This window comes from Mycobacterium shunyiense, from assembly GCF_058270075.1.
In genome coordinates this window covers 27,971-50,873 of record NZ_JBZDPU010000021.1, presented here as the reverse complement: position 1 = coordinate 50,873, position 22,903 = coordinate 27,971, and the positions used below count along the sequence as shown (strand labels likewise).

Below are 22,903 nucleotides of genomic sequence, written 5' to 3'. Positions count from 1 at the left end.
GGCCCCATCCCGCCCGGCGGCAACATCATTGGAGCCCCAGCACCCATACCAGTCCCCGTGCCCGCAGGCGCAGCAGGAGCCGCAGGAGCCGCGGGCGAGACCATACCCGGCTGCGCCGAAACCGGCGCTGCCCCACCACCGCTCCCCGCGGCCGGAACACTGGGCATCGCAGTCCCCGGCGACAAGGCCGGCGAAGCGCCCGACGGCATTGAGGGCGGCGGCGACGGCAACCCGCCACCGATCGCCCCACCGGTGTTCATTCCACGAGAAAACGCCGCGGCCGGCGACCCGGCCCCAGAAACACCACCGGCAGGACCCGACAAACCACTCGCCGACCCCGGCAACTCGCCCAGCCCGCCCGACAACGGATTCCCCGACAACCCGCGAAGACCACCGCCCCCCAGGCCACCAGGCATCCCACCAGACGACATCCCCCCGCCGCCACCAGGCATCCCACCACCACTGGGCATTGACGAAAGACCGCTACCGAGTGGCGACGCCTGACGAGGTGAACCCGCTACAGGTGACTGTGTTGGCGGCGTCCCCACTACACCTGGTGCGGCTGTTCCTTCGCCGCCACCAATGCCAGATTGAGTCGCTGGCTTGCCGTCGCCGAGCAATTCTGGAGCAGGATGTGCTTTTTCGTCCCTAAGGTCCGGTTTCGCTGTGTGACTGTAAGGGTCCTCGTCCTGGCTGATGCCTGGTGATTTGTTGTCGAGTGGGTCGGCCGACGGCGAGCCAGGAAGGTCCCCCCACTTCGTGAGAAGGCTCATGGCGCGGGTGTTCTCGGCACTTTTCTTGAACGACGTGTGCAACGCCATCGCCGCCTCGACGCCCCAGCCCGTCTGAACCCGAGCCTGCGTATGGTAAGTCAACTGAAGAGCCTCACGCTCCCCAGGCAGCTTCGCCGAACTGATAGCCGCGTCGGCATCACGCACCAATTGATCCTGCCCAGCTGAGGTCTCGCGTAGTACGGTCGCGATCCCGTCGCATTTCTTGGCCACGCCGTCATGCCATTCGCTGATCGTCTTCGCTTCCTCGGCGACTTTGGCACCGGCCTCATGGGCCGCATCGAACCCCGTCGACTGGGCCGCCTCACGGAACTCCGCGTTGTCACGAACAATCTGCTGATGTATGCCGTCCCAAGTGGTCGCGCCGGACCGATAAAACTCGGCCCGAGCGTCCCACTCCTCGGCAGGCGGAGGCACCATGTCGGGCGTAATGATCAGTGCCCTATACGATCCCGCCGATCCCCCAACGGCCGGCATTAGCGCAACCCGCACCCTGGCAGGATCACGTCCACCAAGTTGTTGACCCGCACCCGGGCTCTGTCGGCCTCGCTCCAGTCACGTTGATTCATCGCATGCAATTCATCGAAACTGGCGGCAATCCAGTTTTCGATTGGGGTTGCCACTTCACTTGGGGTGGCGGGCCCAATAGCGCTCCGCAGATAGGACATTGCAGAAACCCCAGTTCGCTTCTCAGCTGCTAGAGCTGCTGCACTGCCGGGGGCTTGCGAGTTCGGCTCCAGTTCGAGTGCGGCCGCACTCGCCTTGCTCGCTATTGCTGTTGTGCGTGCGGCCTTGTCCCATGCCGAGCAAGCAGCGGCCTTCGCCGACTGAATCTCAGAGCTGCTGTACGTGACCGGGCTCGGAGGAGTGACGGTGACCGTCTGCTCGGCAGGCTTGACCGGATGCGCCAACACAAAAGCGGTCACTACCGCCGCGCCTAGCGCAAGGATGAATGCACCTGTAGCAGCGAGAATCCCACGGCTGCGGGATCGGGTCGCCGGAGCGGCACGCGGTGGGATGTTGCCTGGCTGGGGAGATACAGGCGGCACACCGTATTGGATGGTCGGCTGAGTTGCTGGTGTCGCGTAAGTGGTCATACCGCCACCGTCCCGCCGGGTAGAAGCGTCAACGCTTGTCTGTTTTCGTCATCGGTTGTCACAAGCGTTGTCACAGCCTCGGTCTTGTGCGCGTAGAACCGCAGGAATCGTCGTTGTCCGCTCGCGATGATCCCTTGGCGGGTGGCTTCGTCGTCGACGACAGCGACGGCTAGTCCGGCCCACATCGATGCGGCCGCGGTGCACGCTGTGGCCGCGCTGGTCGATCCGGTTGCGGCGGCCTGGGTGCTGGCAGTGAGGGCCATGCTGGGTGCTGACGCATTCGCTGCCTGTGCCCGTATCGGCTCAAGATCGATTGGCTTGCTGTTGGTAACTGCTGGCATTTCGTCTCCCCCTTACCGCTTGCAGGCTTCCCAAGCCTTGTCCATGGCCGTCTGAGTCTGCCGTGCAGGCAGTTCGCGGTCTTGTCCGTTGGTGTCGGCAGCGAGTACGGCGAGTGTGGCGTCGATGTATTCCTTGAGCGGATCAGCGATCTCACGCGGGGTGGCCGGCGGTGTGTGCAGCCGCAGATACTCCATCTCAACGAGCACGACGGCCTGCTCATTGGCCAGCGCGGCCTTGAACTCGGGACTGTCGCGGTTGGGCAACGCCGCGACCACCGGCCCCGATGCCTCGTACACGGCTGCAACGACCGATTTGGCCGCAGCGCAGGCATCGTCGCGCGCGGCGTTAACTTCCTCTTCACTGTAGGTGGGCGCCGCGGGGTTCACCGTTGTCGTGATGGGAGCCGGGTCTGGGCGCATCCACGCGAGTGCACCCATCGCGACCGCAGCGACGGCCAGGACGACCGCCCCGCCCGAGAGCCACCACACCACCTTAGGGGTGTGTTTGCTAGACGTTGCCGGCGGCGCGCTTGGCGCTGGGATAGGTGCTCCTGGCTGAGGTTGGGGAGGTAGCGAAACGGTGGGCTGGGCCGGTCCGGCGGCGGCAACTGCGGGCTGCGCCGGTCCGCGGGGGGGTGCCCACGGCGACGGCGGACCTGCCGTAGCCTGTCCGACCTGCGTTGACGCCCCCTCGCTCATGCATCCACCGTAGCGGTGACCTAGGACATGTGGCTACTACCAGCGGCTGATTCGGGCTCGCGCAACCACGGTAGGAATGACGCGCGACCAAACTCGGAAACGCAGCGTTTTTGGTGAGCCTCCTGGTCGATCGCGGGAGACAGTGTCGGTGCGGTCGCCTACGGTGCGACGCGGGGGTGATCGAATGGAGAATCGGCAGGGTGAACGATGGAGTCCAGAGGAACTCCTCGCCATGGTGGCTCACATCCGTGGCGGCACCAGCCGGCCCGATATCGCTCGAGCACTCGGCCGCACCCCCGGGGCGCTCGTTGCCGTCGCGCACCGGCTGATCACCCCAGATCGCCGGCCGGACGCCAGCAGCGAATCTTGGAAGCTGCTCTGCCAGGACCTGAGCTCCACCGATCCCACTGCGGACCCGGACTGGTGGAGTCTCTACACAACCGCCCGAAAAGCTGACCCTGCGACATCCCGGCGACCGCCCGAGCCGAAACCCGCGCTGTCGGTGACGGTTCCACCCCCGAGCACCTTCGCGTGGCCATCGACACTACGTCTCGATGCAGAACTGGCCACTGAACTGTGGGGACAGCTTGTGGCCGAAGCCGCCAGCGAGCTCCTCGACGATCGCCAGCGCTACATCGTGTTACGTCGCCTGGGCCTGATCGACGGGGCCAACACCTTGCAAGCAGTCGGCGACGAACTAGGAATCACGCGGGAACGAGTCCGGCAACTGGAAGCCAAAGCGCTGGCGCGCATAGGATCTCGGTCGGCACGGGCTGGAGCTGCGGCCGAGACGCTCGCCTTGGCCGTTGATCTTCTTGCCGAGCACTCTGACCACACGCTGGTCGCACGGCTCACCGACAGTGCGGAATCTCAGTTCCGCTGCCAGCCGCCATGGCTGGTCCGAGCGGTGGCACTCATGGTCGGGAATTCCCGCGCACGTTCCGAGCATCTCAGCGACTTGACTGTCGAGTATCTCGCCTACCGTCGCAAGCAGGTCCGCAAAGAGGCGCGTGAGCAGCAGCGGCAGGCAGCGGTCGAAAAGTGCCTCGACAAGTGGATCGCCAATGCGGTCTGGCCGGCCCGCACGCGGCCGTTGTCCGATGTAGCTTTTCCGATCTATTCCCAGCGCGCACCCACGGGCAACGATCGTGTCGGCTATAGCGGCTGGTTTCGCTCCGAAAAGCTCAACAGGATGGTGGAATTCGATTCCTTGCTAGAAGAGGCCGCCTTGATGATTGCCGAGCGCAGCGCCCGTGTTCACAGCTATCAAGAGCAGCCGTGTGAAGTCTCCTATTCCAGAGCGGATGGATACCGCAGCAGCTACATTCCGGATCTGCTCGTCATGCTGACTGATGGCAGAATGCTGTTGGTCGAGGTCAAGCCGCTATCGCAAATGGCGGTGACTGACAATCTCCTGAAAAGCCAAGCAGGGCAGCATTTTGCCGCCGAGCAGGGGTGGGGATGGGTGACTGTGGCACACAGTGGCCGCACCTATGAAGACCTGCTGGGACGCACGATTGATCCCGCTGCACACACTGCCCTGACCAACGCTCTGGTGACGGGGCCGATCACTTGGCCGGCGCTGCTGCGGCTGCGGCAGCACACCCGAATCCGGACGATGGACGTGGCAGCGTACGCCGCCCAGAACAATGTGGCGTTCTCCTTGACCCCCTACCAACTGGGCCAGTAGTCGCACGGATTACGACGAGCTGCCGTCCAGGATGGGGTGCAGGCCAGCAGCTCGTCAAACTCCAAGGTAGCAACCTCAGAACAGAACGCTGCTCGATGAAATCTTAGTGTCAGCGAGGATCGCGCCGTGCAGCTCCGCTCCGACGATCGTGGCGAACTCCAGGTTGACCCCAGCCAAGTTAGCGCCCCGTAGATCAGCGCGTATCAGCCGCGCGCCATTGAAGCTGGCGCCAGCCAGGTTGGCTCCGCGCAAGTCGGTGATCCTTTCCTCACGTCCCTCATTGAGCTCTGCGCCATCGAGTTTCGCGCCGGCCAGGTTTGCCCCTCGCAGGTCCATACCGCTTAGGTCGGCACCGGACAAGTCCGCGCCGACGAAAACCGCACCCGGCGCGTTCGCTACACCGAAGTTCGCGTCGCGCAGTTGGACTGTGGTGAAGTCGGCGTGGCTGAGATCGGCCCCCGCAAAGTTGGCTTTGGGCGCGCAGAGTCCGGCCAAGTGGGCACCAGGCAGCTGTGCGGCCGCGAAGACTGTCTCCAGCTCCGCTACCGCGCCGGTCATCCGGGCTCCCACGAGTTTTGATTTCAGGAAGCTGGTGCCGTTGCCGAAGCGAGCACCCGCGAAGTCGGCGGCTGGAAGGTCGCATTCGTCGAACATGGCGGAAGAGAATTCCGCGCGGCGCAGATCAGCGCCAGCATAGGTACCCGTCTTCCGCAGCAGCCGAGGAAGTAGGTCACAGAACAATCGGTGCAACGCGGCCGCCCGCGCGAATGATGATGGCTGGCGTAGCCCGGCACAGCACAAGTCGATCGCCGCTATCGCTGTCTCGTACGACGAGTCGTTGCTGATGGACAGCAGTTGGTCTATCGCCCGGTTTTGATCGTCGGGGTCTGGGGAATCCAGGCTCGCTGCGATTGCACGCATGTTCTCAATGGCTGTCGTCACGGGCAGTTCCCTTCGTAGAGTTCGTGTTTGGTTTCGGCAGTGGTGACCACGTTGTGTTGGTGTTGACCGCGGGCAGATGTGGTTAGGCGCGGTCGCGCGCGGCGATGTCCCTGAGGGCACGGTCGTACACGGCGACCTGCAGGCGCTCAAAATCCAACTGCCGCAGTGACGCAGAGAGCGCGGTGTCCGAGCCGTGGGAGGCGTGGCTGTTGGCCGAGACGAGGTCGGCACCGAGGGGAAGCCGAGGGTTCTCGAGCGCTTCGGCGATGTCGTTGCCGACGGCCTCGATCTCCACCTGGATCCGGCGGACGTGTTGGGCGGCGCGCTGCAGCGCGCGGTCTCGTTGTTGCTCAAGCAGCGTTCGACATTGTTGCCAGGTGGGTAGTGCGTCGGCGGGTAGTAGCGGATGGCCGTTGGAGGTTCGGGTCGCTGGGAGAAGCCCGTCGGCGATCAACAGGCGCAACGTTCCGATGCTGATCCCGCACAACTTGGATGCCTCGCTCAGCTTGAACACGTCGTTCATCTGGGGTACCGCGTCCTCACTGCTCATTGAGCAGTTCGGCGGCGGCGAGTGCGGCTTTTTCGGCTTGTTCCTCGATTTCGTCGAGTTCGGAGTATGCCTCTTTGACTGCGGCGCTCATGGTGGTGCTGATGAGCTGCTCCAGAGCTTCGTTGGTGTAGCGGTTGGTGCACCCAGGGGCCAGAGACAGTGACATCAGCCGGCCCTGGTGGTTAACGGAGAGCTGCACGTCACCGTCGGGGCTTTCCATGTGGACATCGATGGCCGCCCACTGCTTTTTGATGTCGCGCAGCGTCTGTTGGACCCGTTCGATGCGGGCGAAGTTTCGGGCTACAAGTTCGGCGTCGGAGCTGTAGGTTGTCACGGTTTGGGTTCACCTTCGGACTCGGTGGTGGGCACCACGACACGTCGGCGTGGCCGGCCCGGTTGGGGGCCGCTGCTCTCTGTCGTGGTGTTGGTGTTGTCGTCGACGGTGACGGTCTGTCGGCGCTCGACTTCGCCTTTGACCGGCTCCTCGTTGGGTGCCTCGGGAATCTTCACGGTCTTGTCGGGAGGTGAGGTTGGGCGACTTGCACCCGCGCCGCCGCCCATTCCGCCCATCATCGGGGGCGGCATCATCATGCCGCCCATGCCGCCCATTCCAGCTCCGGGCACAGCGGTTTGGGCAGGAGGTCGCAGAGCCCCGGCGCTGGTGGGAAGTGTTGGGCCCGTCGACGGCGCGGAAGCGGCGGCAAGCGCACCGCCGCTCGATGGCGGTAGCGAGGTGTTCACTCCGGCCGGCTCAGTGCCTCCCCCGCCGCCACCACCTCCAAGGCCGCTGCCGAGTCCTGACAGGCCGGCAGGATCGAGGGAGTCGTCGCTGAGTCCGAGATCTTCGGGCGTGTTCAAGCTGGCCGATGCGCCTTGCAGGACCTGCTGGGCGGCGCCCATGACCTGTTCGCCGATCTTCTGCGGCACGCTGGTCACCGCACCGACTGCGCCGCCGAGCGAGCCAGCCAGCATCGACGGCAGCATGGCGGCCATCGGAGCGACCTGCTGCATCGGGTCGCCGCCTAACGGTGACGCGTCCGGGTCACCGGCCGCTAGCGGGTCGGCTGCCAGGTCGGTCAGCGCCGCGTCGTCGACGCTGGCGGCACCCTCTGCGGTGGTGGGGTCGGTGCTGGCGGTGTCGTCGGGTTTGGCGTCGGTGCGGTCGGCCTTGCGCTCGCCGGGTTGTCCGGCTTGTTCCGCCGACGGTGTCGCGCCGTCGGCGACGATGTCGGCTACCGGTGGTGGTGGCGGCGGGGTTTGCGGGAGCTCGGCCAGGTGGTAGGACACTGCGGCGTTGGTCGCTGTGGAATCGAGCTGCTGCAGGTGGCCCGCGTACTGGGTAACCAATCCTGATGCCATCCCACCCGTGCGCAGATTGAGCAGTTGAGCCTGTGTCAATGACTGACGGGTGTTGGTGAACTGCTGAGTGCGCGGTGTGTCGTATTGGGTGCTTTGGAAGCGGTCGCCATGGGCTTGAGCGCTTTGGGCCAGAGCCTTCGAATGGTTGGCCATCTGATCGGCCCAGGCGGCGAACTTGTTGAGCGCCGCCGACAGCCGCGGGCCGGTGCGCCCGGTGATGGCGGCAGATACCGCGTTCTCGGCGTTTCGTGTGGCCACGGCGCATGTTTCGAAAGCACGCTCATAGGCATGGCAGGCGGCTGTGAAGGTGGTTCCGGTGCTGGCGCAGCCCGCTTCAATGAGGGCCGCGGTGACCTCGCCGGGGCGTGGTGCCATCGGCGCTATCGGCGTATTGACAGCTACCGCATTAGTTTTCGCGGCCCCGGGACTGGCCGGACCTCCTACATGGGGGGCTGTGTAGCCCGTCAGGGTGAGCCCGGTGGCGTTGGCTTGGTCGGTCTCGGCCATGTTGATGCCGGCGGCCGCGACGGCTTGAGCGGCTGCTGCCAGTACCGCGGCGCCGTCGGCTGCTCGACTGGACAGGACACTGCCGTGCTCAGTGAGGCGGGTGGCAGCGCTGGTTGAGACCTCGTCGGCGGCCAGTGGTGCGTGAACGGGTGCGGCTGAGGCCAGGGCGGCAAGGCTGGCCGCTGCTGTATTCAGGGTGAGGGCCACCGTGGCCAACCCGGCCTGGGAGACATCTAGCGGTGATCCCCCACCGTTGACACCCGCCATGTGTACTGCCCCCCTCGCACTTTCTAGAAGTCGATAGTCATCGCAAACGCGGCCACTTGATCCTCCGTCGGCAGGAACGAACCGACGTTCTCCACGTGGTTGCTTTCCATCTCCAGCCGGATCGCCAGCTGTGACCTCAGGTAAGCCAGGGTGTTGAGTCGGATGATCCGCGCGGCTAATTCCTCGTCGGCCAGCGTCATCGCCTCGGGTTCCAACTGCACGCCGATGGAGCCCCCGCGACGGTTGACAGCGACGATGATCGTCTCATCCTGGCTGGTTGCCTCGAAGACCTCCACCGCTGTGTCTTGCACGGACTCCAACACCGCGCTCCCCTACCTGTCGGCCGGGTTGATCGTCAACCGCGCAATGTTTTCGGCTTCGGCCCGCTCGTATTCTGCGGCCGACTGCAGCAGTGCATCACGCATCCGCTCATGGCGATTCTGCTCGGCAAGCAGCGCCTCGTCGCGTCGCGCCGTCACCTCCCCGACCGATGCGCGGACCTCGTGATACAGCGGCCCGAGTGTGGCTGCCTCGCCGTTCATGCGCTCGTTATCCGAGCGTGCAGCCTTAATCTGGTCGATGGCCTGTGCGTGCAGCTCAGCGCGGCGCCGCAGATCAGCGGCGTTGACATCAAGTGGCACATTCATAATCTAACCTCGTCTCGGGGGTTGTGCTGGTACCTAATTCGCCGATGCCGCCACCACAGGCGCCGATGTTGCCGGTGCCGATTGAGCATGGGGACGCGCCCAACCCAGAAAATTCGGGCCAGTAGGCATCTCATCGACGGCCACGATCTGTCCGCCCGACCACAGCTTTCCTGGTCCTGTGGCCATCACACGGTGGTCGGTGAATTGCGCGTAGTCGCCGAAGCGGAGCTGGCTCGGTGACACCGGCTCGCTCACCGGTGAACCGGCAGGCAGCAGGGTCACCTGCGACTGGCCAGCGGCATCGTCGAGGCTGGCGCCTTCCAGCACCAAGCGGCCCATGCGTGCAAGCTGCGGATTGTCGGCAGAGACCGTCGAACCGTCAGGCAATTTGACCGACGCATCGGGGGCGGGCTCTACCGGCGGCTCGACCTGACCAGCCCCGGCCGATACCGGCTGGGCTTGCGGATCCCCGCCAGGTTGAGCTGCGTGCTGCTCATTGGTCTTGGTCGGGTCTGGGGTCTGCTCACCGGGCGGGTTTTCGGGAGACTTCGGATCATCTTCGCCAGGCTTGGCCGCGGGATCCTCGGTCGTCGCCGTGGCGGCAGGATCCTCCGGCTTGGTGCTTGTGGCATCCCGGACAGCGCCGCCGATGAGGCCGCCAAGATCGCCCAACGGCAGACCGCCACCCATACCGCCACCGCCGCCGGGAAGCATCGAACCCATCATTCCGGGCAGCCCCGACAGCGCACCCATCGCCGGACCGGCCAATGCACCCAGTCCGCCCATCAGCGGATCCGAAGCCAGACCCGCAAGGGCCGGATCAGAAGGCAGCCCGGCATCGCCACCACCGCCCCCGCCGCCGGGGTCACCCACCGAACCAGGAGAGCCGGCTCCGGGTTCATTTCCGGCGCCCGGTGTGTTGTCACTGGGCTGCCCCGATCCAGACGAGTTCTTCACCGCGTCGTAGTGCTGCACAAGCGCGTCGAGAACCTCAGATTTCGACGCCGCATCCATCGCCGAGGAATTCGCGATGCCCCGGATCTCCTGAGCCTTGCTGTCGAGAAAATCCGACAACTGCTGCTGGCCGGCGGGTGTGTCCAAACTCGGTGCCAGCTTGTGGATCTGGTCGATCAGCGAGGTCTGCAGCGCTTGAAGCTGCGCCTTGCCCTGCTCAGATCCAGTCTTCGCGCCAAGGACTGCATCCACCAACTCCTCATCGGCCTCGGCCAACTTGGACTTGTTCTTCGCGAGCGCGTCGTCGACCGTCTTGGATGCCTCGGCCGCCTTGCCGGAAAACCCGTCATCGTCAGCCGCCGGTGTAGGGCTCGCACCGTGGGGCGCGGGGTGCTGCGCTGGCGGAGCTGGCGTTTGTGTTCCCGCAGCTTGGGTGACCGGTTGTGTCGCAGGTGGATCCACCGGCTTCGTCCCGTCGAACAGGGTCGGGTTGTCCTGCCGCAGCGCACCCAGGTACTTGTCGTCGAGCAACCGCGGCTCATCAGGGTGGACCTTCGCGCGCTCGTAGGCCCGCGCCAGAGTCGAGTAGTCCGAATCGCTCAGGGTCCCACGCCAATCCGGCTTGAAACGCCGGATGTGGTCGATGACCTCAATGATCTGCGCCGGGGTTGCCACTAGCGGCCCCCATATCCTGAGTCGCACCCACACGCCGACGCTCGGTCAGCGACGCTGGGCTGCTGCTCTGGCGGTGTCCCGCTGAGCTGTCCAGCCGCGTCGGCAAGGGTTGCGGCCAGCAAGTGCGCCAACAGTGAGTTCATGCCCGAAAGATAGAATCGCCAGCCCCGAAGGGTCCACCACCAGAGCCACATTCGCTGCCAATCTCGCTGTCAGCACATCAAGATCACGATCCGGTAGCGGATTTCCGGCGTGTCGCTGGTGTTTCAGAAACGGTTTCGGTAACGATGACCGACATGGCCACCGCCATATCGGAACGTTTCACCTGGAGGCACCCATGAGCGTGTCCACTGCTGCCGGCCGGCGCCGGACCGGTCGCCCCCACCTTGGCCCCCGCGACGTCGTGCCCGCCGCGATGTGGCCCGCACTGCTCGCTGGTGTCGACCATGCACGGGGAAGTCTGGATCGGTCCACGTTCCTGGCCGACCTTCTGTCGCGCCGTGTCGGCCGAGCTGACCTGGCTCGTCACAACCAGTTGCCGCTCGACATCCCGCTTGCGCTCACTCACAGGGCAGATGACGAGCCGCCGCACGTTGTGACCATTCGCGTTCACCCCGATGTTACGGCTGAATTGGACCGGGGCTCAACGGAAGCGGGCCTTCCGCGCCGGGTCTACCTCGCCGAGTTGATCGCCGACGAACTCGGGTACCCGCGACCCGCCGCCGCCTCGGGCGAACCGGAGGTGCTGCCGATGGCGATGTGACCGCTGACGCCACCCTGACATCTTCATAGCGGCGCAAAAGCGGCCATAAAACGACTCTGCCCCCCGGCGGCAACCGGAGGGCTGATCGGACGCTTAAGCGCCATCTTCCCCGAAGGGAACTGTCTTGCCTGACAGATCTCACGGTAGCGCACACCCTGGCACACGTCCAGCGCCGTGCACCGTGTTTCGCCATTTGTCCTCTCTGTTTGTGGACAATTCGCCCCCCGTTGGCCAGGTCTCGCACCACAGCCGGACGACCACTGCGCTCAAGGGGCAGCGGCCCTGCAGAACGCGGCTGCCTGGGCATGAAATCTCTTGCGACCGCAGCGGCGCCGGCACTGGCTTCAACTGGCATGTTCTTCGGCGACACACCGCAGAAGATGCGCGGTGGCACCGCGCATCGGGTGTCACACTGATCGACAACATCCGCCACATCCGTCACGAAGGGGGACCCCAGCGCGTCGACACCGCTGCAACACAACCGAATACACCAGCCCAAACACCAAATACCCCCCGGGCAACCGCCAAGGGGGTATTTGATCCACCGGCGCAAGTAGCAGCTTCCGCCAGCAGGGCTCCCACGCAAGGAACCAGATCTCCAACCAATCTGGCTCCAGTATAGAAGGCCGCCTTCATGAGCCGCAAGAACGACCTCGGTACCAATTCGGCTACGGCGCACTCCCCGAATTCCCCAGCCCCACAGGCCTTATCGCGGGAGTGCGCGTGAACGCCGCCACCATGCGTGCCCCTGATTCGGCGCCTCCCCAGCTGGTGTGGAAGCGGCTGGCCCGCTTAATCGCTGCGCCCGGGCGCACTCAGATGCGTCTGTACAACGCCGAAACACAGAAGTTCTCCGACAAGGGCAGGATCACCGACGCCCTGCCGCGACGATCGGCAGCGGTGTACCTGTACAGCAAGGGCCGCACCCAACTGTTGGTCCTGGATTTCGACGTCAAACGCCACACTGCTGAACAAGTCCAGGCCGACCTGGAAACTGCCGCGGCCTGGATCACAGCATGCGGTGGCGTGCTCGTCACCGACTCCTCGGCAACCGGCGGACGACACCTCATCGCCCCACTCGCGATCGGCACCTCAGCGTCATGTGACGAAATAACCCAACTAGTCCGGATTCTCGCCAGCCGCCTGCCCACACTCGACATCACCCCGAATACCAACCCCGCAACCGGCTGCATCAGCGTTCCAGGCTCACCGGACAAAGCTGGCGGGTACCGCCAGCTTGGCGGAAACCTCGATGACGCACTGGAGGCATTCACCACCCGATCGGCCCCCGATCTACTTCCCCGCCTCTACATGTTGCTCGGAGCGCTCAAGCCCTCCCCCAAGCCGCCGGCTACCCCGGTCCCCACCGGCCCGATCGAGCACTTCCTCGACGGCACCGGTGACGACACGCGCCTGGCCCCGGCCTACCGGCGCGCCAACCCACTGCCAGCCGACGTCGCCGACTTCGCCACCCACGGAATCCTCAGCCCCCACCGCACCACCTGGGAATCACGCCACGAGGCCCGCATGTCGGTGATATCCAACGCAATCGCCCGTGGTTACAGCCTCACCGACATCCGCGAGCACATCGCACCGTCCGGCCCCTGGCACAACGGGCTCGGCATGGCCTACGACCGCTACACGCACCGCGGCGACATCGCCCTATCCAAGGACTTCACCAAAGCCCTGCACTGGTATGTCACCAACGTCCTAAAATCCTCTCCTCCGCGGCACAGAGAACATAACTACTCACCGGGGGGGAGGGCACAAGGATGGCGCGGACCGAAGGATCTTCGAGAATGGCTGGCCAACGCCACCTGCTGGGCTGACGCGGAGTACTCGGGAAAACGCGCCAGATGGACAGTGCGGGCCGTTTTACAGGCACTCGCTTTCTACGCTGCTGTGTCCGGTGAGCAACGATCAGGGACGTGGCTGGTAGGAGTGGGCGGCAGAACGCTATCGATCGGCTGCGGACTGCTCAGCGAGGACACTGTATGGAGGGCACTTGCAGACCTGCGAGACCGACCGGGTTCCCCCATCGTGCTGGTACGGCACGCGTTGGGCACAGAAGCCGATGTGTACGCACTGACGAGCCAGAATCGTGTGACCAACGATCCAGTCAGGGCACAGCGAGTACGGGTGGAAGCAGTCCACGAAGCCTGGAGCGTAATCGGACACCACCTACGGCACGTGTACGAACTGGTCGCCTACCACGGACTGGTCCGCAAAGCCGATATCTACGCCGCGGCCGCGATACCCCGAGCAACCGGCGACACCATTGTCACCGACCTCGAAATCGCCGGCCTGCTCACCAAATCCGGCTGGGGAACAGTCGGCATCGGGCGCACCACACTCGACGAGATCGCCCGCCAGCACCACCTCGACCAGGCGCGCCACGAACGCTTGGAACGCCACCGTGCCGAACGCGCCGCCTGGCGGGAATGGCTCGATCAGCGCGACCAGGAACGCACGGGCACGCACGAGACCACCAGTGAGACATCAGCCTTCGCTCCGGCCAGTGTCGGCACGGCAGATGCCGAAGAACACGCCGCCTGGCAAGACGCCACGATGTCCACCGGGCCACCAGAGCACGACGACGAACGCGAAGCGCTCGACATCATCGCCGAAGTTCTGGGCGCGCGCATCCTCACCAGCGCCTCATGATGAAATGACGCGGTGCTCAAACCTGGGTTGGTTCTTAATCTCAACGGCCGGTCGTGGACCGTGGAGCGTCTGCTCAACGAGGCCGACACTGGCGGTTTCGGAATGATCTGGGTCGTCCACGACGAACACGGTCAAGAAGCCGTGGCGAAAGTCGTAGACGACACCTCCGGCGCCGGCCGCGAGACCCTCATCGGTGAGGCGCTCACCGCGACCGGCCACGCCCACGTGGTCCCGATCCTCGACCACGGCCAGCACGGCACCGAGCTCGTCTTGGTCATGCCCCGCGCCGACCTCAGCCTCGCCAAGTACCTCGAACAGCACGGGCCGCTGCTTCCGGATCAGGCCGTCCCCATCCTTCGCGATATCGCCACCGCGCTCGACACGCTCGACGGCGTGATCGTGCACCGCGACCTCAAGCCAGCCAACGTGTTGTTGCTAGACGGCACTTGGTGTTTGGCCGACTTCGGCATCGCCCGATTCGCCGACGCCACCACCGCCGCCGACACCCACAAGTACAAGAAGACCCGGCCGTACGCGGCACCCGAACAGTGGCTGGAACAACGAGCCACCGCCGCCACCGACATCTACGCCTTCGGTGCCATGGCCTACCAACTGCTCACCGGCACGCCGCCTTTCACGGGGCCAGATTTCCGAGACCAGCACCTCAACGACGATCCTCCCACCCTCACCGCAGTGCCCGACGGCCTGCGCCTACTGGTGGACGACTGCCTGCTCAAGGCACCTGGCTCCCGCCCGAGTGCGGCCACCGTCCTAGCCCGTCTAGAAGCCCTCGACCAGGCCCCCCGCGGGAAAGGCTTCGAACTGCTACAGGCTGTCGACCGAGAATCGGCCAAACGCGAAGACGCAACCTACCGCAAAGCCACCGCTGAGCAAGCCGACCAACAATGGCGCGAGCAGCTGCTCAGCTCAGGCGAACGAGTCTTCACCCGCGTCGTCGACGAACTGCGAACCGCCCTCAGCACGGCCGCATCCCGCGTCACCTTCGACGCTGCGCGACCCGCAGGCACCCCAGGACCGATTCTGCTCGCCAAGCTGGAGAAAGCCCGATTAGGGGTAGCCCCACCGGTATTGAGCGAATCAAGGTGGACCTCACCGTTCACGGTTATCGCCGAATCGGTGATCTCGGTGAACATGCCTGAAAGCGGCCCCGGCGGCTACGCCGGCCGATCCCACTCGTTGTGGTATTGCGATGCCCAACAAGAGGACCGGTTCGCCTGGTACGAGGTGGCGTTCCATCAACTCTTCGCACTCAACAACATCGTTCCGACCTCGATGAGCGTCAACGAATCTCACGTCATATTCGAACCTGTCACCAGCACTATAGGTTTGGCCCGGCCGTTCGTCGAAGTGGATCCGACTAACCTCACGCCGTTCCTCGACCGCTGGCTGGGATGGTTCGCTCAAGCCGCACTAGGGCAACTGCAACACCCCGGCCAGATGCCCGAAGAGAACCCGCAAGGCTCCTGGCGCGCAGCCAGCCGCTGAGTCAGTGACCGGCTACGACGCGCGTTGCGCCAGCGCGTCGCGATTGTCCAGCAGTGTCGTCGCCGTTTGGCGAATGAGCTCGACCGGGTCCACGCCCTGCGCGTCGGCCACCGGCAACAGCTCGGTGAGCAGATCGCCGTACTGCCGAATCAGCGCGGGCAGACGCTTGCCGGCCTGGTCGGTGAGCGCCTGCAGGTCATCCTGGCGGTAGCGGACCCGTAGAACGCCGGTCATGTCGCGGGTCTCCGAGCCTTGACGACGCTTGCGGCGAGCGGCCTCATCTTCGAGTGTTGCGGTGCTGGAGTTGTGCGGCATTCCTGCTCCCGTATGCGGTCGTCGGCGGCGTATGCACTGATAAGGCAGTTTCCGGAAACTCGGACGTCATTCCGGAAGCCGATAAACCCAGTTCATGCGCTATTTCTGCTGTCGGTAAGTATACGGTGATGCGGAAATATTCCGGAAATAGCTGCTCGGCGTGTCTTGCCGCGGCCGTGTATGCGCCGATTAGGGCGGTGATTCCGGAAACAGCGGGACTGAATGCAGAAACCTTCCGGAAACCAAGCTACAGTTCCACCTGTGGGCGAGGCGGCAGGCGCCCCGTGGCCACACGGGGAATACGGCGAAGTGGTGAGCCCATCAGGCCGGCGCGCGTACCTTGCCGCCCAGGCCGGCCAACTGGCCGGCCGCACCGCCCGATGGGCCACAGATCTCGCCAGCCGCGGCAACATCGTCGAAAGTGAACGAGGACATATCGAGGGCCGCAGAGGCGCCGACGCATGGTTCCTCCTCGCCGACAGCTTCGAAGCCTACTTGCAGAACAACGGCCGCTGGCCGCCCCGCACGCAGGAACCGATCCAGGACCTGCAACAGCTTTTCCTGATGCAAGGCGCCGACCTGGAAGCATCCCGCCGCCGCGAACAGGAGCTTCAAAGCAAAGTGGAGCGGCTCGAAAAGGACCGCAACGAACTGCTCGACACGATCACCGCTCTGAGCAAGACGATCGCGTCCCTCAGCCAAGTATCGAAAGCAGCCGAGTAGCCCGCGCCCATCACGGGCTCACTTGATATTGGTGACCAACTGGCCAAGGCGTCCGAACCCCAGCCAGTCGGTACCCAATTATCGGCCAACCCGAGGACTCCCCCGTCCCGCCCATCGACCTGGTCGAGCCGCGGAGTCCTCAAACCACAGCGACCGCTAGGTGGCAGTGGCGTCCTTCTTTCCCGGAAGGAAGTCATTGAGGACCGCGGCGATCCATGTTGAGCGGGTGTCGAAGCCCAGCTTGTTGCCGATGTCGTCGATCACCTTCTCTTGCTCCTTGGTTGGGCTGAACGCGATCTGCGAACTTCCGCCGCCCAGATAACGCACCGCCGAGGGGTCGGAGGGGAACAGATCGTTCGTCGGCACCGTGCTGTAGCGCGACCTTTCGATGATCTTTTCGAGCTCTTGCGCTTTGTGCTTGGCGCTGATCGCCTGCAGGATCACAGTCAGGTTGGTCGATTTGGTGTCGTGGCGGTACTTCTCGAACCGCTTCTTGACGCCAGCACTCACATACACAGCCGATGTCGGCTTGGTGCGAGTGCGGGGCCGACCCGGCTTGCGCGGCGTCGACGCACGCGTAGAGGAAAGCGCCGGTGGCGTTGTCACCACCGAGACCTCTTCGACACTATCGGCCGGAGGGACAAGGTCTCCGGTCTCCGGCAGATCCGGGACAAGTCGTGGCGTGGGTAGGGCTTCGTCGAGGAGGCCAGATAAGCCGGCGCCGCGCACTGGCGGGGCCGTGAGGTCCCCGAGATCCTCTGCTGGTAGTTCCTGTGGGGTCAGGTTGTTGCTCACGGCCACATCCCCTTTTCCATCATCTCGGCGCGGATCGTGGAACCGCGGGTGAGTATTTCCTTTGTCAGTTTTGCGAAGTCTTCGGCCACAGGTTGCGTCGTCGTGCTCACCACCGCGTTGTTGGTGGCGGTGCCCTTCTTCAGCTCCCAATGCTTCGGATTGTTAACGATTTCTTTCTCCAGCTCATGGGCCAGTCGCCCGTACTTGGGCACCTGTTGTCCCACTGCCTCCGAGTGACGGATGAAGGACTCCAGCATCACCTCGTCACCGTTCTTTCCGAGGTCGCGTGACACATTCTCTTTCGTCTCTTTCCGGATGTTTTTCGCCTGGTATCCCGACGCGAAGACAAAGCAGCCCAACAGGATCAGATACGGGTTGTGCTCTCGCATGGCCCGAAAGTCACCGGCCAGCTCGCGCAGGCCCGTTCGCGACAAGGCGTCGGTCTTCATCGGGACAACCACAAATCTCGCTGCACACAGTGCGAGTTGGAGCAGTGTCTGATTCTCCGGTGGTGAGTCGATGATGATCAATCCGTACGAATCGCTGATCTGTTGCAGGGCCAGGGCAAGTGACATCAAGACGTGCTTTGCGGTGTGAGGGTTGCCCATCTCGGCGGACAGCACGGGGGTGATGCGTTTGACGAAGGGGCCGCCCGGGACGACATCGAGATTGGGGCGGACGTCGCGAACTGGTGTCAGGGGTGCGCCGGCGGTGATGGCGCTGAACAGGTTGCGGCCTTGGTCGTTTGCTTCGGTGTTGGCGAAGCCGAGGATGGTCGCAACGTTTCCTTGACCGTTGAGGTCGACAAGGAGCGTGCGGGCTCCATCGGAGGCAACGAGCGCGGCCGCGTGCGTTGAACACGTGGTCTTGCCGACCCCTCCCTTGCCGTTTCCGAACAGGTAGACCTTGCCCAGACGCCGCCAATCTACGGCGGGTTCTGCGGGCCCAGAGTCATCCCAAGCGGCTACGCTGCTAGTCATGCGGGCGCCTCACTCTGCGAGTATCGGGGGTTCTGCGCGCCTGCTGAACCGCACCGCCAAAGGTGCTGAACACCATGCACGCCCATGGTTCACAAAGTCTAAGGCGCACAACATGACACGCCAGGCCGCGCCGCGCCCAGCCACGAGCCCCAACGCACACGCGGCCGCCAGTTCGGCACAATGCCACCGTCCATGCATGCCGTCCCGCAGCAAACCGGACACTGTCAGAAGCGCGCCACGTAGTGAGCGATCCCACGATGCCCAGAGCTGCGGGCGTTGCATGCCCCACAGTGCCTCCTCGCGCTTGGCGTCAGGCTCGTTCCCGCGCGATATCCCCCGTTTTCGAACGCATCTCGCCACCGCCACGGTGTCCCGGCTGGCGGGCAATGATCACCGCGACGTTGGGCAACACCGCACGTCAGCCATAGGGTCGCGTGTGACCGTGCACCTTGGCCAATACCTGCACCACCGCCTAACCACATACCTGGATCAATACCTGTTGTCAGGTATTGATCCGCATGGCATCGCATACCTTCTGAACCGTCCGGGTTATTGCGTTGCACGCGGTTTGTCGTGCACCTTCGGGCGGTGCCTATGCAGATAACAGCAACTAGGTACGGCATCGTATGCGCGGCGCAATCGGCACTCGCATTTCCATGCCTGCTTCGGGAAAAATTCGTTTCACCGTTGGGCGTGTCGCGCTGCTTCCCGTTGCGTACCGCATTGCGGACGGCATGCGGTATGCGACAGTGGCCTGGATTTTCACCGCGGCTATGGCGATCACCGCATCAAATGCTGTGTCCCACACTGCGGCTCGCATTGCGCACCGAGTCGCGTATACCGTGGTGGTGGCAGCACGGCCGCGCATCGTCGCCTGAGCTTATACGCGCATTGATTACGAGGCGGCAGTCGCAATGTGCACCGCTACAGCGCCGCATCCATTGCGCCCACCACACCACTCAATTGGTGCCGCAACGCTCTGCGGCGTTGGTGTCGGCATGCACGTCGTGCCATGCGCACGCACACGGCGCACGGCATGTGGACGAATCCGATACTCGATTCGCACCAGTGCCTCGGCGACAGCTCTTCCCACAATGCGAGTCGCCGCCCGCGCGACCATACTCTGCACAGTGCGGTAGCGCCCATGTAGCAGTACGTGTACACCAATTCGGATAACCGTGACGCTCAAGGTATCTCGCCGTATCCGGTGGTCAATGGCACGGCAGGTGAGCTGCAGCGTCGCGCCTCTGATCCGATCCGCAGTCGTGCCGTCCGACTGGCCGTGGTCGGGGTAGCGCAGCTCTGCCAGGCCCGCCGGCCGTCCCACCTGGGCTTTTACGCCAGCGCGTTCCTGCGCGCTAACGCGCATCATCGCGAATTGCACCCCAGCGCCGCGCCTCGCTCGCCTGAACCCCTTCCCAGGTGTCCGCTATCGGTTCCCTGCTCGATCGTGCGTCTACGTGGCCGTTGGCGCATTCCCGCTGGTCGGCAGGACTCGGATGGTGGGGCCAGGAGCCCTAACTGCGGCGGCCTGTCTACGGCAGCGCGTTCGGGTCTGTTGCGTGCCAACCAATCTCCACGTCATAGGGCGGTGAGATGAGAATCGGTCGAATATGGCTCTGCTGGTGGTGCCACCGCACGCGCACAAGTCAGCATGTGAACTGCCGCAGGTCGCGGTCGACGAACACCACACCACGGAGAGTTCACCTTCATGACCGTCCTTGACGACCGACCTATCACCGACGGACATCTTTCAGCCGTCGCAGAACCACCGAGCGCTCGGGCGGATGCGATCTCACCGCCCAATCAACCCGATACAGAGTGGGACAGCCAAGTCGAGCTGCAGCTCAAGCTGGTCAGAGCTGCCCGCCGCAACGCGGTGGCCATCACCATCTTGATTGCGGTCGTTAGCTTTGTTCTGTCCTACGCTTCGCTGGCTGATCTTGCCGCCACCACAGCGTTCCCTGGCCGGATCTCCGTGTTCGGATTGACTTTTCACTTCGCCTGGTTGTGGCCGATCATCGTCGATGGCCTGATCATCTTGGCCACCCAGGGGCTCGTGGCTCTGTCGCCCTACCCCGATCAGCGCAATAACCGCAACTATTACTGGGCGGTCCTGATCGTCTCGGCGCTGCTCAGTGTCATCGGAAACGGCACGCACGCCTGGCTTCTCACTGGGCAGCTGCCGACCTGGATGAGAGTCAGCGCAGTGGTGGTCGCGTGTGTCCCACCCGCGGCGCTCATCGCGGCCACCCACAGCTTGGCGATTCAGTGGAAGTTCAACCCAACTCCGCCGCCAGACGCAGCCTCCCGGGTCAGAGACGGCGCGTTGGCGTTGGCCGCAGAGCGGATCAACAAGTGGGACGCCGTGGCGGCCAAGATGCAGGAGGACGGTCACTGCACCAATGTGGCGACGGCCAAACTCGCCCATGTGCTGAGATACCTGTACGACCACCGCCCCGCAATGTCGCTGCGCAAAATTGGTGGCCAGCCGGAGGTGGACCTGCACCACGACACAGTCGCCAAGATCCGCGACGCGGCCAAAGCCGTGCTCGCCACCGACAACAACACCGGTGCAATGTGAGCAGGCGCCGGGTGGGTACTGAGGTGGCGAATGTGGGTTTGGTGGTGGTTCTTGGTGTTGGGGTTGGGTGATACTGCCGGTTATGTCCTTGCAGGGCCTTGTTGATGCGACGGAGACGGCCCTCGGTGGTGCGCGCGAACTGTACGGATCGGCTGCCCCGGCGTCGGGTTTGCCGTCATCGTCGGGTTTGCAGAGCTTGAAGACCAGTTTGGGTGCCGGGCTGGATTCGGTGCCTGAGAACTGGCGTGGCGCTGGGGGAGCGGGGTATCGGCTCTCGGGTGACAAGGGTGTGGCCGCACTGGATTCGGTGGTTGGTGCCGACGGGCGGGTCGGTCCGCAGGTGGTGGCGGCATCCAACGATTCCCGCGACGGCAAGTCGGGGATGACCAACGTGGTCAGCGATACCCGCAGCGGGGTGAGCGCGATCGCGCCGAGCACCGACACCCCGGCCGGCAAGCAGGTCCTGGTCACCCATCTGGAAAGCCAGCTCGACCGCGCCAAAGCACTCCTCAACAAAAGTGAGCAGCGAAACATCGCTATGGCGAACATGATTCGGGCCGCCGGATCGGGCTATGGTGGCCGGCCTATGGGTGGTGGCGGTATGCCCATGGGTGGGGGAGCAATGCCCTTCGGCGGCGGAGGGGGAGGAGCGCCGATGCCAGGCGGCTCGCCGATGAGCGCCTTGACCGGTGGACTCGGCGGACTGTTCGCACCCATACAGAAGGCCAGCCAGCTCGCTCAGGGGCAGACCCGCTCAGAAAAGGGCATCCCGGGAATAGGAGGCCTTGACCGGCCCGGTCTGGCCAATGAGAGCCGTATCCAGAAGTACACCCGGCGCATCAGCCGCGCGATCACCGCAGCGTTCCCAGAGATCACCGACATCGGCGGCTACCGGCCGGATTCGATGAAGTGGCATCCCTCTGGGCTGGCCCTCGACGTCATGATCCCGCAGTGGAACACCCCCGGCGGCAAAGCCCTCGGTGACCGAATCGTGGCGTTTCTCCAAACCCACGCTCAAGAACTCGGGGTCGACCATGCCCTGTGGCGCCAAGCTCAGCACAACCCTGACGGCACCTCATCGGGCATGACCGATCGAGGTGGCCCGACGGCGAATCACTTCGACCACGTGCACGTCGCCAGTATCGGCGGCGGATTCGAGGGCCACTAGGGCCAGCTGTGCCGGGCAGCTGATTACTGCAGTGCCTCGGCGGCCTTCTGGATCGAGACACGACTCTCGTGGACTTCGCGAACAACGGCCATCGCATCATCGAACACCGCGCCATCGGACACCAGGTCGGGAATGCTTGCCGTAATGAGCTTTTCAATCCCACGCATGTGAGTTTCTAAGTCATTGAGCGCGTTGATCCGCGCGTCCTGATCAGGCGGCTCGCTGGTGAGCACCTCCAAGCAAACCGCCACAACATCCACCACCGCAGAGGCGATGGAGAGCGCCTGGGCGTGCTGACTGGCCCCACGAAGCGCGGTCGAGGAAACCGGTTCAGCGGTCGCGGCCTGGTCGGGGGACAGGGAAGGGGTTCGCGGGGCGATCTTAGGCGGATCCTGACCGTCGCGAATGGCTCGAAACGTTCCCCGCGGCCACTGCAGGGCATCTTCGAGCTTGGGGACGTTGCCCACCCGCGGCGCCCCCGCGCCACGTTCCAATCTGGTCGCTGTGCCCAGCGATACGCCGGCAATCTCGGCTAACCGACGCTGGCTCAAGCCCAATTCGTCGCGCCGCCGGATGACGAAATCACGCAGCCTCGCCAGCGAAGGGTCCGGCTCATCGCCGCTGGCAGACGCGTGTCCGCGCGCACCATCGTCGACATCGCCATCCACAACACAAAGTGAACCACAAAGATGCCGAGCAGACACGTACCTGGGCACTTATTGCATCGCACCGATTGTACCCACTGCCGATGCGCACATAAGACCCCACTAGGCAGCAACTAAGAGGTAATAAAAGTCTGTCAACCCCTGCCCGCCGTTCGGCTACACCGAAATGTGGCGCGTCGCGCTCCGCTACCGAAACGCGGCAGACACCGTTCAAAAACACA

Annotated in this window: 22 protein-coding genes; 8 read left to right on the top strand and 14 right to left on the bottom strand. The window is 64.3% G+C overall.

All coding sequences use genetic code 11. From position 1 onward, the window contains the following. Positions 1–57: 57 nt before the first annotated feature. Positions 58–504, top strand: a complete 447-nt coding sequence (locus AC4ELH_RS24155; protein WP_498887190.1) for a hypothetical protein — start codon at positions 58–60, stop codon at positions 502–504. Between the two features lie 763 nt (positions 505–1,267). Here AC4ELH_RS24155 and AC4ELH_RS24150 read toward each other — a convergent pair. The 3 genes from AC4ELH_RS24150 to AC4ELH_RS24140 all read right to left on the bottom strand — a co-directional run bounded on the left by AC4ELH_RS24150 (position 1,268) and on the right by AC4ELH_RS24140 (position 2,718). Next, positions 1,268–1,888, bottom strand: a complete 621-nt coding sequence (locus tag AC4ELH_RS24150; RefSeq protein ID WP_498887188.1) for a hypothetical protein — start codon at positions 1,886–1,888, stop codon at positions 1,268–1,270. Next, positions 1,885–2,151 carry a hypothetical protein gene (locus AC4ELH_RS24145; protein ID WP_498887186.1) on the bottom strand — a complete coding sequence of 89 codons (267 nt, stop codon included), beginning with the start codon at positions 2,149–2,151 and terminating at the stop codon, positions 1,885–1,887. Before AC4ELH_RS24145 ends, AC4ELH_RS24150 begins: the two co-directional genes overlap by 4 nt. Positions 2,152–2,241: 90 nt before the next feature. Continuing rightward, on the bottom strand, positions 2,242–2,718 hold the full coding sequence (locus tag AC4ELH_RS24140) for a hypothetical protein (protein WP_498887184.1): 477 nt from the start codon (positions 2,716–2,718) through the stop codon (positions 2,242–2,244). Positions 2,719–3,112: 394 nt separating this feature from the next. On the opposite strand from AC4ELH_RS24140, the gene AC4ELH_RS24135 reads away from it, so the two are divergent. Then, positions 3,113–4,618 carry a Tn7 transposase TnsA N-terminal domain-containing protein gene (locus tag AC4ELH_RS24135; RefSeq protein ID WP_498887182.1) on the top strand — a complete coding sequence of 502 codons (1,506 nt, stop codon included), beginning with the start codon at positions 3,113–3,115 and terminating at the stop codon, positions 4,616–4,618. A 75-nt stretch (positions 4,619–4,693) separates the two neighbouring features. On the opposite strand, the gene AC4ELH_RS24130 is transcribed toward AC4ELH_RS24135, so the two are convergent. The 7 genes from AC4ELH_RS24130 to AC4ELH_RS24100 form a co-directional block, all read right to left on the bottom strand. After that, on the bottom strand, positions 4,694–5,560 hold the full coding sequence (locus tag AC4ELH_RS24130) for a pentapeptide repeat-containing protein (RefSeq protein WP_498887180.1): 867 nt from the start codon (positions 5,558–5,560) through the stop codon (positions 4,694–4,696). Between the two features lie 82 nt (positions 5,561–5,642). Beyond that, positions 5,643–6,110: a MerR family DNA-binding transcriptional regulator gene (locus tag AC4ELH_RS24125; protein ID WP_498887178.1), complete on the bottom strand. Its 468-nt coding sequence runs from the start codon at positions 6,108–6,110 to the stop codon at positions 5,643–5,645. Next, positions 6,100–6,444, bottom strand: coding sequence for a YbaB/EbfC family nucleoid-associated protein (locus tag AC4ELH_RS24120; RefSeq protein ID WP_498887176.1), 345 nt, complete (start codon positions 6,442–6,444; stop codon positions 6,100–6,102). The genes AC4ELH_RS24125 and AC4ELH_RS24120 overlap by 11 nt, the downstream gene beginning before the upstream one ends. Beyond that, a complete protein-coding gene (locus AC4ELH_RS24115; protein WP_498887175.1) occupies positions 6,441–8,243 on the bottom strand; it encodes a hypothetical protein in 1,803 nt (600 codons plus the stop codon). Before AC4ELH_RS24115 ends, AC4ELH_RS24120 begins: the two co-directional genes overlap by 4 nt. A 23-nt stretch (positions 8,244–8,266) precedes the next feature. Further along, the gene (locus AC4ELH_RS24110) at positions 8,267–8,554 is read right to left on the bottom strand and encodes a DUF2694 domain-containing protein (protein WP_498887173.1); all 288 of its coding nucleotides are present in this window, start codon (positions 8,552–8,554) and stop codon (positions 8,267–8,269) included. A gap of 21 nt (positions 8,555–8,575) precedes the next feature. Continuing rightward, on the bottom strand, positions 8,576–8,890 hold the full coding sequence (locus tag AC4ELH_RS24105) for a type VII secretion target (protein ID WP_498887171.1): 315 nt from the start codon (positions 8,888–8,890) through the stop codon (positions 8,576–8,578). Positions 8,891–8,923: 33 nt separating this feature from the next. Further along, complete coding sequence (locus AC4ELH_RS24100) at positions 8,924–10,519, bottom strand: DUF4226 domain-containing protein (protein ID WP_498887168.1); 1,596 nt, start codon at positions 10,517–10,519, stop codon at positions 8,924–8,926. Positions 10,520–10,856: 337 nt separating this feature from the next. Here AC4ELH_RS24100 and AC4ELH_RS24095 point away from each other — a divergent pair, with 337 nt between their 5' ends. From AC4ELH_RS24095 to AC4ELH_RS24085, 3 genes are all read left to right on the top strand, one after another. Next, positions 10,857–11,282, top strand: a complete 426-nt coding sequence (locus tag AC4ELH_RS24095) for a hypothetical protein (RefSeq protein WP_498887167.1) — start codon at positions 10,857–10,859, stop codon at positions 11,280–11,282. Between the two features lie 723 nt (positions 11,283–12,005). Then, positions 12,006–13,946, top strand: a complete 1,941-nt coding sequence (locus AC4ELH_RS24090; protein ID WP_498887165.1) for a hypothetical protein — start codon at positions 12,006–12,008, stop codon at positions 13,944–13,946. 60 nt (positions 13,947–14,006) lie between these two features. Continuing rightward, a complete protein-coding gene (locus AC4ELH_RS24085; RefSeq protein WP_498887163.1) occupies positions 14,007–15,452 on the top strand; it encodes a serine/threonine-protein kinase in 1,446 nt (481 codons plus the stop codon). 12 nt (positions 15,453–15,464) lie between these two features. On the opposite strand, the gene AC4ELH_RS24080 is transcribed toward AC4ELH_RS24085, so the two are convergent. Continuing rightward, positions 15,465–15,767: a hypothetical protein gene (locus tag AC4ELH_RS24080; protein WP_498887161.1), complete on the bottom strand. Its 303-nt coding sequence runs from the start codon at positions 15,765–15,767 to the stop codon at positions 15,465–15,467. Between the two features lie 261 nt (positions 15,768–16,028). Between AC4ELH_RS24080 and AC4ELH_RS24075 the strand changes: the two genes are divergently transcribed. Then, a complete protein-coding gene (locus tag AC4ELH_RS24075; protein WP_498887159.1) occupies positions 16,029–16,490 on the top strand; it encodes a hypothetical protein in 462 nt (153 codons plus the stop codon). Between the two features lie 156 nt (positions 16,491–16,646). Here the strand turns inward: AC4ELH_RS24075 and AC4ELH_RS24070 are convergent, their stop codons facing one another. Together AC4ELH_RS24070 and AC4ELH_RS24065 are read right to left on the bottom strand one after the other, a co-directional pair. Next, positions 16,647–17,285: a hypothetical protein gene (locus tag AC4ELH_RS24070; protein ID WP_498887157.1), complete on the bottom strand. Its 639-nt coding sequence runs from the start codon at positions 17,283–17,285 to the stop codon at positions 16,647–16,649. Beyond that, on the bottom strand, positions 17,282–18,265 hold the full coding sequence (locus AC4ELH_RS24065) for a ParA family protein (RefSeq protein WP_498887155.1): 984 nt from the start codon (positions 18,263–18,265) through the stop codon (positions 17,282–17,284). The genes AC4ELH_RS24070 and AC4ELH_RS24065 overlap by 4 nt, the downstream gene beginning before the upstream one ends. A 1,711-nt stretch (positions 18,266–19,976) precedes the next feature. On the opposite strand from AC4ELH_RS24065, the gene AC4ELH_RS24060 reads away from it, so the two are divergent. Together AC4ELH_RS24060 and AC4ELH_RS24055 are read left to right on the top strand one after the other, a co-directional pair. Continuing rightward, positions 19,977–20,849 carry a DUF2637 domain-containing protein gene (locus tag AC4ELH_RS24060; protein ID WP_498887152.1) on the top strand — a complete coding sequence of 291 codons (873 nt, stop codon included), beginning with the start codon at positions 19,977–19,979 and terminating at the stop codon, positions 20,847–20,849. 82 nt (positions 20,850–20,931) lie between these two features. Then, a complete protein-coding gene (locus AC4ELH_RS24055) occupies positions 20,932–22,017 on the top strand; it encodes a VldE C-terminal domain-containing protein (protein WP_498887150.1) in 1,086 nt (361 codons plus the stop codon). Between the two features lie 23 nt (positions 22,018–22,040). Here AC4ELH_RS24055 and AC4ELH_RS24050 read toward each other — a convergent pair whose 3' ends face one another. Continuing rightward, positions 22,041–22,685: a helix-turn-helix domain-containing protein gene (locus tag AC4ELH_RS24050; RefSeq protein WP_498887148.1), complete on the bottom strand. Its 645-nt coding sequence runs from the start codon at positions 22,683–22,685 to the stop codon at positions 22,041–22,043. Positions 22,686–22,903: the final 218 nt, after the last annotated feature.